General features: G+C 75.4%; 16 protein-coding genes. 12 read left to right on the top strand and 4 right to left on the bottom strand.

Going from position 1 to position 15,604, the window contains the following annotated elements:
• The first annotated feature begins 192 nt into the window (after positions 1-192).
• The 3 genes from Q0840_RS15070 (at position 193) to Q0840_RS15060 (ending at position 1,993) form a co-directional block, all read left to right on the top strand.
• On the top strand, positions 193-570 hold the full coding sequence (locus tag Q0840_RS15070; RefSeq protein WP_298460798.1) for a hypothetical protein: 378 nt from the start codon (positions 193-195) through the stop codon (positions 568-570).
• Positions 571-661: 91 nt separating this feature from the next.
• A complete protein-coding gene (locus tag Q0840_RS15065) occupies positions 662-1,537 on the top strand; it encodes a universal stress protein (RefSeq protein WP_298460796.1) in 876 nt (291 codons plus the stop codon).
• 90 nt (positions 1,538-1,627) lie between these two features.
• Positions 1,628-1,993, top strand: a complete 366-nt coding sequence (locus Q0840_RS15060) for a hypothetical protein (RefSeq protein WP_298460794.1) — start codon at positions 1,628-1,630, stop codon at positions 1,991-1,993.
• On the opposite strand, the gene Q0840_RS15055 is transcribed toward Q0840_RS15060, so the two are convergent.
• Together Q0840_RS15055 and ppdK are read right to left on the bottom strand one after the other, a co-directional pair.
• Positions 1,984-3,561 carry an alpha/beta fold hydrolase gene (locus tag Q0840_RS15055; protein ID WP_298460792.1) on the bottom strand — a complete coding sequence of 526 codons (1,578 nt, stop codon included), beginning with the start codon at positions 3,559-3,561 and terminating at the stop codon, positions 1,984-1,986. The genes Q0840_RS15060 and Q0840_RS15055 overlap by 10 nt on opposite strands.
• A gap of 34 nt (positions 3,562-3,595) precedes the next feature.
• Complete coding sequence (ppdK, locus tag Q0840_RS15050; protein ID WP_298460790.1) at positions 3,596-6,346, bottom strand: pyruvate, phosphate dikinase; 2,751 nt, start codon at positions 6,344-6,346, stop codon at positions 3,596-3,598.
• Positions 6,347-6,616: 270 nt separating this feature from the next.
• Between ppdK and Q0840_RS15045 the strand changes: the two genes are divergently transcribed.
• Together Q0840_RS15045 and Q0840_RS15040 are read left to right on the top strand one after the other, a co-directional pair.
• Positions 6,617-7,150 carry a flavodoxin family protein gene (locus tag Q0840_RS15045; RefSeq protein ID WP_298460788.1) on the top strand — a complete coding sequence of 178 codons (534 nt, stop codon included), beginning with the start codon at positions 6,617-6,619 and terminating at the stop codon, positions 7,148-7,150.
• A gap of 17 nt (positions 7,151-7,167) precedes the next feature.
• Positions 7,168-8,079, top strand: coding sequence for a universal stress protein (locus tag Q0840_RS15040; protein ID WP_298460786.1), 912 nt, complete (start codon positions 7,168-7,170; stop codon positions 8,077-8,079).
• 77 nt (positions 8,080-8,156) lie between these two features.
• On the opposite strand, the gene Q0840_RS15035 is transcribed toward Q0840_RS15040, so the two are convergent.
• The gene (locus Q0840_RS15035) at positions 8,157-8,711 is read right to left on the bottom strand and encodes a DoxX family protein (RefSeq protein WP_298460784.1); all 555 of its coding nucleotides are present in this window, start codon (positions 8,709-8,711) and stop codon (positions 8,157-8,159) included.
• Between the two features lie 542 nt (positions 8,712-9,253).
• Here Q0840_RS15035 and Q0840_RS15030 point away from each other — a divergent pair.
• The 4 genes from Q0840_RS15030 to Q0840_RS15015 are packed head-to-tail and all read left to right on the top strand — an operon-like array spanning position 9,254 to position 11,898.
• A complete protein-coding gene (locus Q0840_RS15030; RefSeq protein WP_298460782.1) occupies positions 9,254-9,742 on the top strand; it encodes a hypothetical protein in 489 nt (162 codons plus the stop codon).
• 29 nt (positions 9,743-9,771) lie between these two features.
• Complete coding sequence (locus Q0840_RS15025; protein WP_298460780.1) at positions 9,772-11,031, top strand: NAD(P)/FAD-dependent oxidoreductase; 1,260 nt, start codon at positions 9,772-9,774, stop codon at positions 11,029-11,031.
• Between the two features lie 10 nt (positions 11,032-11,041).
• Positions 11,042-11,356, top strand: coding sequence for a TusE/DsrC/DsvC family sulfur relay protein (locus Q0840_RS15020; protein ID WP_298460778.1), 315 nt, complete (start codon positions 11,042-11,044; stop codon positions 11,354-11,356).
• Positions 11,357-11,382: 26 nt separating this feature from the next.
• The gene (locus tag Q0840_RS15015; RefSeq protein ID WP_298460776.1) at positions 11,383-11,898 is read left to right on the top strand and encodes a DsrE/DsrF/DrsH-like family protein; all 516 of its coding nucleotides are present in this window, start codon (positions 11,383-11,385) and stop codon (positions 11,896-11,898) included.
• A 156-nt stretch (positions 11,899-12,054) separates the two neighbouring features.
• Here Q0840_RS15015 and Q0840_RS15010 read toward each other — a convergent pair whose 3' ends face one another.
• A complete protein-coding gene (locus Q0840_RS15010; protein ID WP_298460774.1) occupies positions 12,055-13,110 on the bottom strand; it encodes a zinc-dependent alcohol dehydrogenase family protein in 1,056 nt (351 codons plus the stop codon).
• Between the two features lie 218 nt (positions 13,111-13,328).
• Here Q0840_RS15010 and Q0840_RS15005 point away from each other — a divergent pair, with 218 nt between their 5' ends.
• The 3 genes from Q0840_RS15005 (at position 13,329) to Q0840_RS14995 (ending at position 15,486) form a co-directional block, all read left to right on the top strand.
• Positions 13,329-14,027, top strand: a complete 699-nt coding sequence (locus Q0840_RS15005) for a DUF305 domain-containing protein (protein WP_298460772.1) — start codon at positions 13,329-13,331, stop codon at positions 14,025-14,027.
• 110 nt (positions 14,028-14,137) lie between these two features.
• Complete coding sequence (locus tag Q0840_RS15000; protein WP_298460770.1) at positions 14,138-15,067, top strand: universal stress protein; 930 nt, start codon at positions 14,138-14,140, stop codon at positions 15,065-15,067.
• A 140-nt stretch (positions 15,068-15,207) separates the two neighbouring features.
• Complete coding sequence (locus Q0840_RS14995; protein WP_298460768.1) at positions 15,208-15,486, top strand: 2TM domain-containing protein; 279 nt, start codon at positions 15,208-15,210, stop codon at positions 15,484-15,486.
• Positions 15,487-15,604: the final 118 nt, after the last annotated feature.

Raw genomic sequence — 15,604 nt, 5'->3', positions numbered from 1 at the left:
GATGAGCCGTTCGTCCCTGGTGACCGGTCGAGCGAGGTGGCAGACCTGAGGGCGGAGCGGCCCGACGTCCGCGTCGCTCGTCCCCCACCTCGACACGGGAGGGCTGCCGTGATGATGAGCTCCGGTCGGTCCGCTGGCACCACCGCCGTCGGCACCCCGCCGTCCTTTGCTGGGTGCTTCCCGCACCGCCGCGTGCTGATCGCCGCCGAGTCACTCGTCGCAGTCGCCGGCCTCGGTGGCGCCGCCGCGCTCGTCGCCGGCCTCGGGACACCTCCCGTGGCGGCGATCGCACCGCTCGGGCTGTCCAGCTGGGTCCTGCCGGGTGTCTGGCTCGCCGGCACCGTCGCCGTGCCGTCGGGGGCGGCCGCGCTGCTGGCGGCCCGGCGCTCCCCGCACGCACCCGACGTGGTGCTCCTGGCCGCCGGTGCCCTGGCGGTGGAGCTGGTCGTGCAGGTCCCGTTCATCGGCCCGCACCCCCTGCAGGCGGTCTTCGGCGCGGCGGCGGTGACCCTGGCCGCGCTGGGGAGCGACGCCCGACGCCGCGGCTGGCGTCGGGCGGCCGACCGGTGAGGGACCGAAGTCCCTGCCGCCCGCGTCCCGGCGCCACCATCCTGGTCAGCAGGGACCCGTGCCGGCGGGCCCCGGAGGCGAGGAGGTCGCGATGCGACCCGAGGGTGCCGTGGTCATCGCCGTCGACGGGTCGCCGCACAGCCGGCGGACGCTCGACTGGGGACTCGCCGAGGCCGAGCTGCGTGGAGCCGAGGCCGTGCTCGCCCGGGCCTACCAGGACCCGCACGAGTACACCCAGGCGAGCTGGTACCCGGTGGTCGGCGACGTGCGGTGGGGCGACGAGGCCGCGCAGTACCTCGCCGACGCCACGCGCCAGGCCACCGCCCGACGGCCCGGGCTGCCGGTCACCACCCGGCTGCTGCACGGCCCGACGGTGCCGATGCTGCGCTCCGTCAGCGAGGACGCCCAGCTCCTCGTGGTCGGCGCGCGGGGCCACTCCGAGAGCCCCCGGATCGGCCGGATCAGCGCCCACCTCGCCGCGCACGGACGCTGCCCGGTCGCGGTGGTGCGCGACCTCGCCCACCGGGCCGCCCCGGTCGTCGTGGGTGTCGACGGCTCCACCTCCTCGGTCGCGGCCGCTCACGTCGCGGCCCGGGAGGCCGTGCTGCGCGGCGTCGCGCTGGTCGTCGTGCACGGCCGGCCGACGCAGGTGCCGTACGGCACCGACGGTCTGATGTTCCTGTCCCCGCTGGCCACCGCCGACGCCGACGACCCGACGCGTCGTGCCGCCGAGGCCGTGGTGGCGGGTCTGCGCGCGGAGCATCCGGGGCTCGACGTCCGCCTCGACCTCGTCGACGACGACCCGGTGCACGCCCTGGTCCACGCGTCGGCGGACGCGGGCCTCCTCGTGGTGGGCTCGCGCGGTCTCGGCGCCTTCCGCGGGATGCTGCTGGGCGCGGTGAGCAGCGAGGTCGTCCGGGCCGCGACCGTCACGGTGCTGGTCGTGCACGACGACGCCCTGCACTGAGCGGGTCCGCCCGCGGGGCCGCTCGCGTGCACGCCCCGGTCGGGACCTCCGCCCCTGGAGGGCAGTGCACCGGCAGGCGATCGTGGGTGCATGGACGCATGCACCGACACCCTGGTGATCGAGCTCGAGCACTGCCCTCGTGCGGGCGCTCGGGGGGCGCCGTCGGCGCGGCCGGTCCCGGGCGACGCGGCGACCGTGCTGCGCTTCGTGGCACGCCGGGGTGGTCGGCTGCTCTACGTCAGCCCGCCGTTCCCCGGTCCCCGACCGGGCGAGGGCGGCGACCCCCGGGAGGACGTCGCCCCGGGGATGAACCGCGCGCTGCACACCCTGCGACGCGACATCCAGCGTGACGGCTGGATCGCGTGCGGGCGCGGTGCGCACCCGTGGGCGGTGCGGTTCGAGCGGCCGGCGGCGGCCGGCCGGACGGACGGCCGGGCGGCGCTGGCCTACCCCTGACCGACCAGCGGCAGGACCTCCCGCTCGAGCAGCAGGTCGACGGCGTCGGCCTGCTCGAAGGCGACGGCGTGGGCCGCGTCCGGGAAGCTCACCAGACGCTTGCTCGGAGCATCCAGCGTGTCGAACCACTCCAGGGCGAGGTCCCGCCGCCCGTCCAGCTCGGCGGCGCCGTCCAGGACGAACACCGGCACCCCCAGCTGCGGCACGTCGTCGCGCAGGTCGAGGTCCTGGATCTGGGGGTACAGGACCGAGAAGGTGTCGACCAGCCCCCGCAGCACGTCGACCTTGTCGGTCAGGGTGTACTCGACCCCGCGCAGGCCGAACCCGTCCAGGCCCGACGCCGCGCCACGGGCCCGGTAGCCGGCCGGCGGCGTGTAGGGGTCGTACAGGTAGCCGTAGGCGGCCATGACCTCGGCGTTGGCCCACGGCTCGTCCGCGTACGGCGGCTCGCCGATCCGGCGCGTCAGCGCCGCGAGCTGCTCGTCACCGGTGCGCCGGGCGTGGGCGACCAGGTCGCGGAAGATGCGCCGGTCGGTCTCGGCGACGTCGACCATCTGACCGCTGCCGAGGTAGGCGTGGAACAGGTCCGGCCGCTGCTGCACCGTCAGCACGCCGAGCAGGGTCCCCCACGACTCCCCCAGGAGGATCACCTTGTCCTCGTCGAAGCGGGCGCGCAGGTACTCGGCGAGCTCCGCGACGTCGGCCACCGCACGCGCCAGCGTCGCGTCCCGCGTCGGCAGCAGCGCGGGGTACGAGGTGCCGTTGCCCCGCTGGTCGAAGGTGGCGAACACGACGTCGTCGACCCACGGCTCGGACAGGACCCGGGCGAGCGCGAGGTCGGACTGGCCGGGGCCACCGGACAGGTACAGCAGGACGGGCGCGTCCGGATCGGCCGCCCGGATCATCACCGTGTGCGGGTCCCCACCCAGGACGACGGTGTCCAGGGTCGCGATGCTCCCGGGCACCACCTGCCCGTCGGCGTCGCGCACGGGGGGTGTCGTGGCCGGCAGCGCGACCAGGACGGCGAGCACGGCCACCAGCACCCCGACGAGGCCGGTGGTCGCCGTGGACGCCCGGGGGTGGCGGGCCGGCGCGTCGCCGCGCCCGGCGCGCGAGGTCAGCCGCGCCGCGAGCACCATCGGCAGCAGCAGCAGCACGCCGTGCAGGCCGCGCCCCAGCAGCTGGACCAGCAGCCACCAGGTCGAGCCGGGCCGCAGGTCGTGCACCGTGGGCAGCAGCAGGTCGCTGCGCGCGATCTCCAGGGCGGCCAGGTGCACGGCCGCCAGCGGGACCACCGACCACGCCGAGCGCACCGCCCGGCCGCCGGCCGCCCCGAGGACGGCGCCGGTGGCCATCACCGCCAGCGCCGTCCCGGCCGACGTGGGGCCGAGCGGCATGAGCTGCCCGGTGACGACGCCGGCCGCGCCGGCGAGCAGGACCGCGGCGCCGGCCGGGCGCCACCGGCGGCCGGTCGACCGCCGGGTGAGCCGCCGCGGGGGCGCCGTCGGACGGCCGGCCCGTCGCGGCGTCCGTGCCGGCGCTCGCGTCGGGTGCAGGGTGCTGGCCATGACGACCTCCGTGGAGGGACGACGGTGGTGGTCCTCAGCGGGTGTCGGCGCCGCCGGCGGAGCCGGCAGAGGCGACGACCGCGGCCCGGCCCGCCTCCAGGCGGGCGACCGGCACGCGGAACGGCGAGCACGAGACGTAGTCCAGTCCCGCGTCGTGGAAGAAGTGCACCGACTCCGGGTCCCCGCCGTGCTCACCGCACACGCCGAGCACGAGGTCGGGGCGAACGGTGCGTCCCTCGTCGACCGCGATCCGCACGAGCCGGCCCACGCCGCGGCGGTCGATCGTCTCGAACGGGGAGACGGTCAGCACGCCGAGGTCGGTGTACTCGGCGAAGAACGCCCCTTCCACGTCGTCGCGGCTGAACCCCCAGGTGGTCTGGGTGAGGTCGTTCGTGCCGAAGGAGAAGAACTCCGCGGCGGCCGCCATCCGGTCGGCGGTGAGGGCGGCCCGGGGCAGCTCGATCATCGCGCCGATCGGGATCCGCAGCGGCACGCCGGTCTCGGCGGACACGGCCGCGATGACGCGCTCGGCCTCGTCCCGCACGAGCTGCAGCTCCATGACGGACGCCGCCAGCGGGACCATGATCTCGGCGCGGGGCTCCCCGCCGTCGTCGACCCGTCGGGCGACCGCCTCGGCGACCGCCCGGACCTGCAGCGCGAACAGGCCGGGGACCACGAGCCCCAGCCGCACGCCCCGCAGCCCCAGCATCGGGTTGGCCTCGTGCATGCGCCGGACCGCGGTCAGCAGCCGGTGGTCGCGGGCCAGGGCGTCCGGGTCGTCGCTCGGTGCGCCGCGCGCGACGCGGTCGTCCGCGACCGCGACCCGGACCGAGAGCTCGGTGAGGTCCGGCAGGAACTCGTGCAGCGGCGGGTCGATGAGCCGGATCGTCGTCGGCAGCCCGTCCATCTCGGCCAGCAGCGCGACGAAGTCCGCCCGCTGCAGCGGCAGCAGCGCGTCCAGCGCGGCCTGACGCTCGGCGTCGTCGGTGGCGAGGATCAGCCGTTCGACGAGGACCCGGCGCTCGCCGAGGAACATGTGCTCCGTCCGGCACAGCCCGACGCCCTGGGCGCCCCATCCCCGGGCGCGGCGCGCGTCGGCGGCGGTGTCGGCGTTCGCGTGCACGTGCAGACGCCGGACCGCGTCGGCGTGGCGCAGCAGCCGGTCGACGGCCCGCACGAGCTCGCGGGTGTCGTCGTCCCGGGCGTGCGCCAGGGCGGACTCCAGCCCCTCGTCGAGGTAGCGCACCACCGGGGACGCCACGACGGGGACCGCGCCGAGGAAGACCTCGCCGGTGCCGCCGTCGATCGCGATGACGTCGCCCTCGTGGACGACCGTGCTGCCGACCGAGAAGCACCGTGCCGCGAGGTCGACCTGCACCTCCTCGGCGCCGACGACGCACGTCGTGCCCATGCCGCGGGCGACCACCGCCGCGTGCGACGTCTTGCCGCCGCGCGTGGTGAGGACGCCCGCGGCGGCGATCATCCCGCCGAGGTCGTCCGGGTTGGTCTCCCGGCGGACGAGGACGACGTCGCGTCCGTCGGCGGCCCACGCCTCGGCGCGGGCGGAGTCGAGCACCGCCCGGCCCACCGCGGCGCCCGGGGACGCCGCCATGCCGCGCGTCAGCGGCCGACGGTCGGCATCCGCGTCGAACTGCGGGAACATCAGCCGGCTGAGCTGCTGGCCGGTGACCCGGCCGAGCGCCTCGTCCGGTGTCACCAGGTGCTCGTCGACGAGCTGGCTCGCGATCCGGAACGCCGCCGCCGGCGTGCGCTTGCCCACCCGCGTCTGCAGCATCCACAGCCGGCCGCGCTCGATCGTGAACTCGATGTCGCACAGGTCGCGGTAGTGGGTCTCCAGCCGCCGCATCGCCTGGCGCAGCTGCGCGTAGCTCGTGGGGTCGAGCTCGGCGAGGTCGGCCAGGCTGAGGGTGTTGCGGATGCCCGCGACGACGTCCTCACCCTGCGCGTTGGGCAGGTAGTCCCCGTAGCTGCCGGGCTTGCCGGTCGCGGGGTCGCGGGTGAAGCAGACCCCCGTCCCGGAGGACGGCCCGAGGTTGCCGAACACCATGGTCACCACGTTGACCGCGGTGCCCAGGTCGTGCGGGATCCGCTCGCGACGGCGGTAGAGCCGGGCCCGGTCGGTGTTCCACGACCCGAACACCGCCGCGATGGCCAGGTCCAGCTGCTCGCGGGCGTGCTGGGGGAAGTCGCGGCCGGCGTCCTGCCGGACGATGTGCTTGAACCGCTCGACCAGGAGCCTGAGCTCGTCGGCCGTCAGGTCCGTGTCCGCCGAGACACCACGGTCCGCCTTCAGGGCGTCCAGCGCGTCGGCGAACCGGTCACCGTCGATCCCCAGCACCGTGCGGCCGAACATCTGGATGAGCCGGCGGTAGGAGTCCCACGCGAACCGGTCGTCGCCGCAGCCTTTGGCCAGGCCCTGGACGGTCGCGTCGTTGAGACCGACGTTGAGCACCGTCTCCATCATCCCCGGCATCGAGTACCGCGCCCCGGACCGCACCGAGACCAGCAGGGGGTCGTGCACGTCGCCGAGCCCGCGGCCGACGGCGTCCTCCAGGCGGCGCACCGCCATCGTGAGCTCGACCCGCAGCTCCGGCGGCAGGTGCCCGTCGGCCAGGTAGGCGCGGCAGGCCTGCGTGGTGATGGTGAACCCGGGCGGCACGGGCAGACCCAGGCGGGTCATCTCCGCGAGGTTGGCACCCTTGCCGCCGAGCAGGTCGGCGAGGTCCTTGTTCCCGTCGGCGAAGTCGACGATGTACTTCGGCATGACGCCCTCCCGCACGTTCGGTGATCGACACGGTCTGCGTGGTCGACACGGTGTGTGTGGTCGACACGGTGTGTGTGGTCGACGGGCGGCCGTCGCACCGTCACGACCTCTCCCCACCGTGCCGCCCGGCCGGCGCCGGCGACAGGGACCTTCGGCCCCGCGACGCCCCGCGGCGGGCCGGGTCCTTGGTCCCTGGTGGCGCCCCCCGGGGATGCCGAGCCTGGAGGGGACAGCAGGTGGCAGCAGTGAGATCCGGCGGGAGTGGTCGTCATGCAGGCCTTGGTGGTCTACGAGTCGATGTTCGGCACCACGCGCGACGTCGCGCGAGCGATCGGCAACGGGCTGTTCCCCGTCATGGACGTCGACCTCGTCGAGGTCGGCACCGCGACGTGCCTGGTCGACACCGACCTGCTCGTGGTCGGCGGACCGACGCACGCCTTCGGCATGAGCCGGTCCTCCACCCGGCAGGACGCCGCGCGGCAGGCGGCGCACGCCACGGTGAGCGTGGACGACGGCGTCCGGGAGTGGCTCGAGCGAGTGCTGCCGGCCGTGCCGGGGCTGGCCGCGGCCGCCTTCGACACCCGGGTGGCGAGCCCGCGTGTCCCCGGGTCGGCCGCCAAGGCCATCCACCGCCGGCTGCGCCGCCTGGGGTTCGAGCCGGTCGTCCCGGCGGAGTCGTTCTGGGTGGACGGCACCCAGGGGCCGCTGGCGTCCGGCGAGGCCGAGCGTGCCCGCGAGTGGGGCGCACACCTGGCGGACCTCGTCGCGCACCGGGCGCACCGGACGCACGGCATGTCCGTGTGACCGGTCGGCGCCCCGACGTGGCCAGTGCCCCGTGGCCCCGGACCGACGGGTCCGGGGCCACCGCGTGCGTCACCATCGAGCTGGACGGCTCCGTGCACGACGGCACCACCCTCGAGTGGGGGCTGGCCGAGGCGGCGCTGCGCGGTGCCCCCGTCCTGCTCGCCCGCGCGGTGCCGGACGACCCGGACCCCGTGCAGGGCGAGTGGTACCCGTCGCCGCACCACCCGGTCCACGCCGAGGCCGCGTTCGCGCTGCGGGAGCTCGCCGAGCGTGAGGGCGCCCGGCGACCTGGCCTGCGGCTGTCCACCCGTCTGGTGCCCGAGCCGCAGTCCCGGGCGGTGCGCGACCTGAGCTGCCGCAGTCAGCTGCTCGTCGTCGGACCGCACGTGGGCGGATCGGTCGGTGGCCCGGCGGGGCCGGGTGCCGGCCACGTCGTCGCGCACGCACGCTGTCCCGTCGCCGTGGTCACCGGGCGGCGGGGCGGGCGGCGTGGCGCCCCGGTCGTCGCGGGTGTGGACGGGTCGTCACGGTCGGCGGTGAGCGCGGACCTGGCGGCCGCGGAGGCGGCCCTGCTCGGAACGGGTCTGGTGCTGGTGCGCGCCTCGGCGTCCGCGGGCCCCGCTCGTCCGGTCACCGGGGTGGACGAGGTCGTCGCCGCACTGCGGGCACGTCACCCCGGCCTGGACGTCACGGTCGAGCTGGTCCTCGGTGGTCCGGCCGACGTCCTGGTGGACCGGTCGCGCACCGCGGCGTTGCTCGTCCTGGGGCCGCGCGGACGCGGCGCAGTCCGGGGAACGCTGCTCGGGTCGGTCAGCGCCGAGGTGGTCCGCCGGGGCGCGGGGACGATCCTGCTCGCGCCGTCCAGCCGCCCCCCCGGACGGCACCGGGGCCCGCGGTCGGGTCCCGTGACGTCGGCCCGTGACGCGTGACAGACGTCGGCCCGTGACGCGTGACCCAGGGCGGGTCCCCCGTGGGGACCCGCCCTGGGTGTGCGGCGGTTCGAGGCTCAGCGCAGCCAGCTGTTGCCGACGATGCGCGCCCAGATCTTGCCCACGCCCCAGGTGTCACCGGAGAGCGTGACCGCGGCGATGATGAGCAGCAGCGCCTCGTGCCAGTGCGAGTCGACGACCGGGTTGTTGCCACCGAGCGCCGCCGGCAGCTCGGCCAGGTACATGAACGCCAGGAGCAGCGTGCCGGTGACCGCGGCGATCCTCAACCCCGCGCCGGCCACGAGCGCGACGCCGATCCCGAGCAGGCCGACCATGAACAGCACGTCGCCGAACGGGTTGGCGAACACCTGGAAGAAGTCGGCGAACGGACCCTCGATGTTGGTGATGAACCCCTGCGCCGGAGTGCCGCCGTTGATCCAGGCGCGCTCGGCCGGCGTGGCGAACCCGAGCCCGAAGGTCTTGTCGACGAAGGCCCACAGGAACGTGAACCCGATGACGATGCGCGACACGGCGAGCACCTTGCGCGCCGCGGCACTGGTGACGATCTGCTCCTGATAGCGGACGGCGCCCGTACCCGCGGTGGGGGCGACGGACTTCGTGGTGCTGGACATGACACGTACCTCCCAGGGTGTACCGGGACGTCGCATCCGCGTCCCGCCGAGCCCGACCACCGGACTCCTGCCCCCAGCGTCCTCGGGGTGCCCCGGCGCGGACATGGGCCGAAGGTCCTCGCGTGCGAGCGGGCCCGGGCGCGCCGCCTCACGGCCCGTGCGCCGCCCTGCATGTGGGGGCGGGCGGGCAGGGCCGAGCGAGGTGTGGACCAAGGACCCAGGTGCGGCCGGTCGCGCAGAGGCAGGGTGAGCACGCGGCCCCCGGCCGGCGGCGACGACTCCGAGCGGCGACGACGGCGGACAGCCGCGTGGGGCGCGCGCAGGGATGCGCGCGGGCGCCCGACCGCCGAACCCGGTCCGGTCCCAGGCGGACCGGAGGACCGGTCCCGGCGTCCCGGCGTGTGCCCGCCCGGTCGCGCGGGCGGGCACACGCCACCCGGCGGCGCGACCGGCTCGTCGTCGCAGCGCCGGGGACCTTCGCCCCTGGGCGGCGCCGGCCCGCGCTGATGGGGTGGACACCTCCGGCGAGGAGGCCTGCGGCCATGACCACGACGACGCCCGACGACACGGTGCTCCAGGTGGCGGGGGCACGCGTGGTGCTGTGCCACGACGACGTCGGCCACGCCCGGATGACGGTGCACGCCGAGCCAGGGGCCGCCGGCGCACGGCTCGGCGGTCACCTCGCGCGAGACGCGGTCCTCGGGGCGGCGGCGCACGACGTGCGGTGCGTCGACACCGTGCTGGACGCGTCCACCCCGGCGTGCGGCGTGATCCTCGAGTGCCTGCGCGACCTGGTCGGCCGAGAGGTGGACGCCCTGTCGATGCGCCGGGCGGGGTCCAGCGTCGTCGTCACCCTGCGGCTCACCGGCGCTCCGCCGCCGCGTCACCGACGCGGACCCGCCGGTGGCCGATCGCCTCGGCCGGCCCCGCGCCACGGGACCTTCGGCTCTGACCGTCGCGCGGCCGGCGTCCCTAGCGTGGCCAGCAGGGCGACGACGCCCATGGCGACGAGGCCGCGCGCGGTGACGTGACGTGGCCCGGTGACGAAGGAGCGTGCGCGATGACCCACCGCCTGGTGGTTCTGGGGGCCGGGACCGCCGGGACCATGGTGGTCAACCGCCTGCGGCGGCGCCTGGACCCGCTCGAGTGGGACATCACGGTGGTCGACCGGGACGACGCCCACCCCTACCAGCCCGGGTTCCTGTTCCTGCCGTTCGGCCGGCTCCGCGCGCGCGACCTGGTGCGGTCCCGCCACGCGTTCGTCACCGACGGCGTCGAGCTGGTCCTGGGCGAGGTGGACCGGGTCGACCCGGACGGGCGCACCGTGACGCTCACCGACGGCCGGCGTCTGGGGTACGACTACCTCGTCATCGCGACCGGGGCGTCACCACGCCCCGACCAGACCCCGGGGATGCTGGGCCCGCAGTGGCGCCGCTCGATCTTCGACTTCTACACCCTGGACGGGGCGCAGGCGCTGGCCGACGCGCTGGTCGCCTTCCCGGGCGGCCGGCTCGTGGTGCACATCGTCGAGACGCCGATCAAGTGCCCGGTGGCGCCGCTGGAGTTCACCTTCCTCGTCGACGACTGGCTGCGGCGGCGGGGGCTGCGGGAGCGGACCGAGCTGGTCTACGTGACGCCGCTCTCGGGCGCCTTCACCCAGCCGATCGCCTCGGACCGCCTCGGCTCGATGCTGGCCGAGCGGTCGGTGACCGTCGAGACCGACTTCCTGGTCGAGCGCGTCGACGCCGACGCGCGGACCCTGGTGTCGTACGACGAGCGAGAGGTGCCGTTCGACCTGCTGGTGACGGTGCCGCTGCACATGGGCGCCGACTACGTCGGGCGCTCCGGGCTGGGCGACGAGCTGAACTTCGTCCCGGTGGACCGGCACACGCAGCTGTCGACGGCGCACCGGGACGTGTTCGCGCTCGGGGACGCGTCCGACATCCCGGCGTCCAAGGCCGGGTCGGTGGCGCACTTCTCGGTCGACGTCTTCGTCGACAACTTCCTGGAGCACGTCGCCGGACGCCCCATGACGCGCGCGTTCGACGGCCACGCCAACTGCTTCGTCGAGTCCGGCGCGGGCCGCGGCCTGCTGATCGACTTCAACTACGACACCGAGCCCCTGCCCGGCCGGTACCCGCTGCCCGTCGGACCGCTCAGCCTGCTCAAGGAGACCCGGGCGAACCACCTCGGCAAGCTCGCGTTCCGCTGGCTGTACTGGAACGTCCTGCTCCCCGGCCGCCCGATGCCGCTGCCGTCCCACATGTCGATGGTCGGCAAGTCCGTCCCGGCCACCCCCGCCACCGCCGCCACCCGCTAGGAGCACCGCCATGCCTGTCACCACCCTGGACGGCCACGCCGTCCACGTCGACGCCGAAGGCTTCCTCACCGATCCGGCCGAGTGGGACGAGTCCCTGGCGGACGTCCTCGCCGAGCGCATCGGGCTGACGCTCACCGACGAGCACCGCGCGGTGCTGCGGTTCCTGCGCGCGGACTTCACCGCGCGCGGCGAGACACCCACCCTGCGCCGCGCCTCGCTCGGCACCGGCATCCCGGTCAAGGCGTTGTTCGGGCTCTTCCCGCAGAAGCCCGCCAAGAAGATGGCCTACGTGGCGGGCCTGCCCAAGCCCCACGGCTGCGTGTGACCCGACCCGAGAGAGGTGAGCCCGCCATGAACACCACCGACGTCGCTGCCCAGATCGTCCCGCGGTTCGACGACGACGCGAGCACCGGACGGACGCTCGCGATCATCTGCTCCAAGGGCAGCCTGGACATGGCCTACCCGGCCCTCGTCCTGGCCAACGCCGCGCTCGGCGAGGGCGTCGAGACGCACCTGTTCTTCACCTTCTGGGGCTTCGACATGATCACCACGCGGACCATGGGCGACCTCAAGTTCACGATGCTCGGCAACCCGGCCACGCACCTGCCGCAAGGGCTCGGTGGGCTGCCCGGCATGACCGCACTGGCGACATCCCGCCTGCGCCGGTCGATCGCGGCTCTCGACATCCCGGACGTGCCGGAGTTCCTCGACCAGATCGTCGCGTCCGGCGGCCACCTGTGGGCGTGCCGGATGTCGGCCGACATGAACGGCCTGAGCGAGGCCGACCTCTACGACGGGGTCGAGGCCATCATCAGCGCGTCCGACTTCATCGAGAAGACCGACGGCGCGCAGCTGCTGTTCATCTGACGCCGGGCGCCCGGGGCCGGTCCGGGGCCGGTCCGGGGCCGGCCGGCGTCCGGCGCGCGTCGGTCCCCCACTCGGCTCCCCCACGCGGCGCAGGTCCCGCGGTCCGTGTCCGTGCGGACGCGGACCGCGGGACCCCCGGCGCTGCGTCTGCCGGCATCACCGGCTGATGAGCACCTTGACCGCGTGCGTCCGGGCGGCGTCGCCGAACGTCTCGTACGCCGACCCGATGTCGTCCAACGAGAAGCGGTGCGTCACGAACGCCTCGGCCGGCAGCCGGCCCTGCGCGACGAGCTTGAGCAGCATCGGCAGCGACGTGGTGTTCACCAGGCCCATCGTGATCGTGATGTTCTGGATCCACAGGTCCTGCAGGTCCAGCTGGACGGGCGCGCCGTGCACCCCGATGTTCGCCACCGAGCCGCCCGGCCGCACCATGCGGGTGCACATCGCGAAGGTCGCCGGGATGCCGACCGCCTCGACCGCGACGTCGACCCCCTGGCCGTCGGTGAGGGCGCGGACCCGGTCGGCCCATCCGTCGTCGGCGGAGCTGACGGCGGCCGTGGCCCCGACGGTGCGGGCGAGCTGGAGCCGGTTGTCGTCCAGGTCGATCGCGACGACCTGGGCCGCGCCCTGCAGGCCGGCGGTCGCGATGGCGGCCAGGCCGACCGGGCCGGCTCCGACGACCGCGACCGTGTCGCCCGGCTGCACGCGGCCGTACTGGACACCGATCTCGAACCCGGTCGGGAAGATGTCGGACAGCAGCACGGCGGACGCGTCGGGGACGCCGTCGGGCAGGGAGTACAGCGACGTGTCCGCGAACGGCACCCGCACCATCTCCGCCTGCGTGCCGTCGATGAGGTGCCCCAGCACCCACCCGATCCCGGCCGCCCCCTCGGCCGCCAGGCAGTGCGACGGGTTGCCCTCACGGCAGAAGGTGCATCGGCCGCACGCGCTGATGCAGGAGATGATCACGCGGTCACCGGGTGACACGGTGCGCACCGAGTCGCCCACCTCGAGCACCGTGCCGACCCCCTCGTGGCCGAGGATGCGCCCGTCGGTCACCGCGGGGACGTCCCCCTTGAGGATGTGCAGGTCGGTGCCGCAGATCGTCGTCGTGTCGATGCGCACGACCGCGTCCGTGGGGTCGACCACGACGGGGTCCGGCACCTCCTCCCAGCCCGTCCGGCCGGGGCCGTGGTACACCAGCGCCTTCATGGGAACCTCCTGGTTCGATGCGCGGAGCACCCGGATGGCGTGCCCCGGACCTCCACGGTTCGCCGGGGCCGCGGCCGGTGACCAGAGCAGGAGGTCCCGACGACCCGCCAAGGCACCGGTGCCCCGCCGCGTCGCCGCGGCGCGCCGGGCTCGGGACGAACGGCCCTCCCCCCGCGCGGGCGAGCGCGCGACGCTGGGCAGGAGGACGGAGGGACGTCATGGACCTGCGACGAGCACGCGGCGCCGCCATCGGCGGCGCACTCGCCCTGCCCCTCGCTCTGGCCGGGGCCGGGGCCGCGCCGGCGGGGGGACTGCCGGGTGAGGCGACACCGGGCTGCCCGCATGACCGGGGCGTCGTCGCCGGGACGTGGGGGGAGGCCCGGGCACCCGGCGCCCCGATCATGCCGATCACCGGGACCATGCCCGGGCACGGTGCCGTGACGGTGACCGGTGAGGCGGACTACCTCGCCCGGATGATCCCCCACCACGAGGAGGCCGTCACCGCAGCGCGCGAGCTGCAGCGCTCGGCGCGGCCGCAGCTGCGCGAGCTCGGCGAGTCCATCGAGGCGACCCAGACGGACCAGCTCGTCCTGATGCGCGCGTGGCTGCGCCGGTGGTACCCCGGCACGGCACCGGCGCAGGACCCGCCGATGATGCGGGATCTCGGGGCGCTGGGAGGGGCCGAGCTCGACCAGGCGTTCCTGCGGGACATGATCCCCCACCACATGGCGGCCGTGATGATGTCGCAGGGGCTGCTCCGGCGGCACCTGGCTGAGCACGAGGAGGTGGCCGACCTCGCCGACCAGATCCGCGACGGCCAGCGGGCGGAGATCGCCCTGATGCGAGCCCTGTGGCACGAGCCGACCGGCACGACCGACCGGTGGATGCCGCCGCGCAGGACGGCGGCCGGCAGGTAGGGATCGCCGGCCGGACCGGGGCGGGACGTACGACCCGCACCGGCCGGCCCGGGCCGGGCCACGGTGGGGTCGTCGGCACCGTGCGGTGCCCGTGTGCGGGAGGAGGGACCATGTCGACCCCGGACGCCGTGGTCATCGCGCTGGACGGCTCGGAGCACAGCACCGCGACCCTCCAGTGGGGCGTCACCGAGGCCCTGCTGCGTGGTGCCGACGTCGTGCTCGCACACGCGACACCCGACCCGGCGGGCGTGGTGGCGCTCGGCTGGTACCCGCTCGCACTCGACGTCGACGTCGACGTGGCAGCCCAGACCTACCTGCGCGACGTCCAGCGCCTCACCCGCCGCCGGGCGCCGGCACTGGGCGTCGAGGCACGGCTGCTGCGCGGCCCGGCGGTGCCCTCGCTGCGCGACCTGTCAGCCGACGCGCAGCTGCTCGTGGTGGGCGCCGGTGCGGGCGGCCACCGGCAGGTCGGGTCGGTCGCCGCGCACCTGGCCGCGCACGCCCGGTGCCCGGTGGCCGTGGTCCGCGGCCGGCCGGCCGGGTCGGGGACACCGGCGCCGGTGGTCGTGGGCGTCGACGGGTCCGCGAGCTCGCTGGCAGCCGCCGGCGTGGCTGCCCGTGAGGCGGCGCTGCGCGAGGTACCGCTCGTGGTGGTGCACGCCCGCCCGGTTCCGCGCGACCCGTACGCGGCGGGGCGGGCGGCGCCGCCGCTGCTGCTGGGTGCGGAGGACGACGCCGGCACGACCCACGAGTCCGCGCAGCAGGTCGCGCAGGCGCTGCGCCAGGCGCACCCGGGCCTGGAGGTCGCCGTGGAGCTGTGCGACGGCGATCCCCCACGGGTGCTGGTCCGGGCGGGCGCGTCCGGCCAGCTGCTGGTGGTCGGCTCCCGCGGCCTCGGCGCGTTCGGGGGGATGCTCCTGGGCTCGGTGAGCAGCGAGGTGGTCCGGTCCGCCACCGGCACCGTGCTCGTGGTGCACACGCGCGCCGCCCGGCAGGGCGAGCAGGACGACGTCGTCCGGCGGCCGGGCCCCGGGATCTGAGGAGTCGCCGGCCGGGCGCGAGGACCGGGCGAGCGGACGGGCCGAACGTCCCTGGACCGGTGCACGGGCTCGGCGGACCGTGGAGACGGCGGGCGTCCGGCGCCCCACCGGACGCGAGCCCGCGGAGAGAGGAGCCCTCGATGAGTCACCCCATGCTGCCCGACGCCGACGAGCTGCGCGCCCGGGCGGTCAGGCGCCTGCAGGCCCGACGCGACCTGGCCGCTCACGTCGTGGCGTACGTCCTGGTCAACGTCACCCTGGTCGTCATCTGGTGGATGGTCGGCGCCGGGTTCTTCTGGCCGGTGTTCCCCATCCTCGGCTGGGGCATCGGCCTGGTGTTCCACGCCTGGGACGTGCTGTCCCCCGGCCCCTCGGAGGCGCGGATCGAGGCCGAGATGGAGTCGCTGCGCCGCCGGTGACGCCGCCGCACCGCCCGGCCACGGGTGACCGAAGTCCCTGCCGGAGCGGTGTGCGCGGTCCTTACCGTGGTCGTGACCCGGCGTGGTGGCCGACGGCGGTGCCCTCCGGTGGGTCCTG

The organism is uncultured Cellulomonas sp. (assembly GCF_947494015.1).
Lineage (GTDB): Bacteria > Actinomycetota > Actinomycetes > Actinomycetales > Cellulomonadaceae > Pengzhenrongella.
The sequence above is the reverse complement of the archived record's forward strand: the minus strand, read 5'-3'. Positions and strand labels throughout refer to the sequence as shown.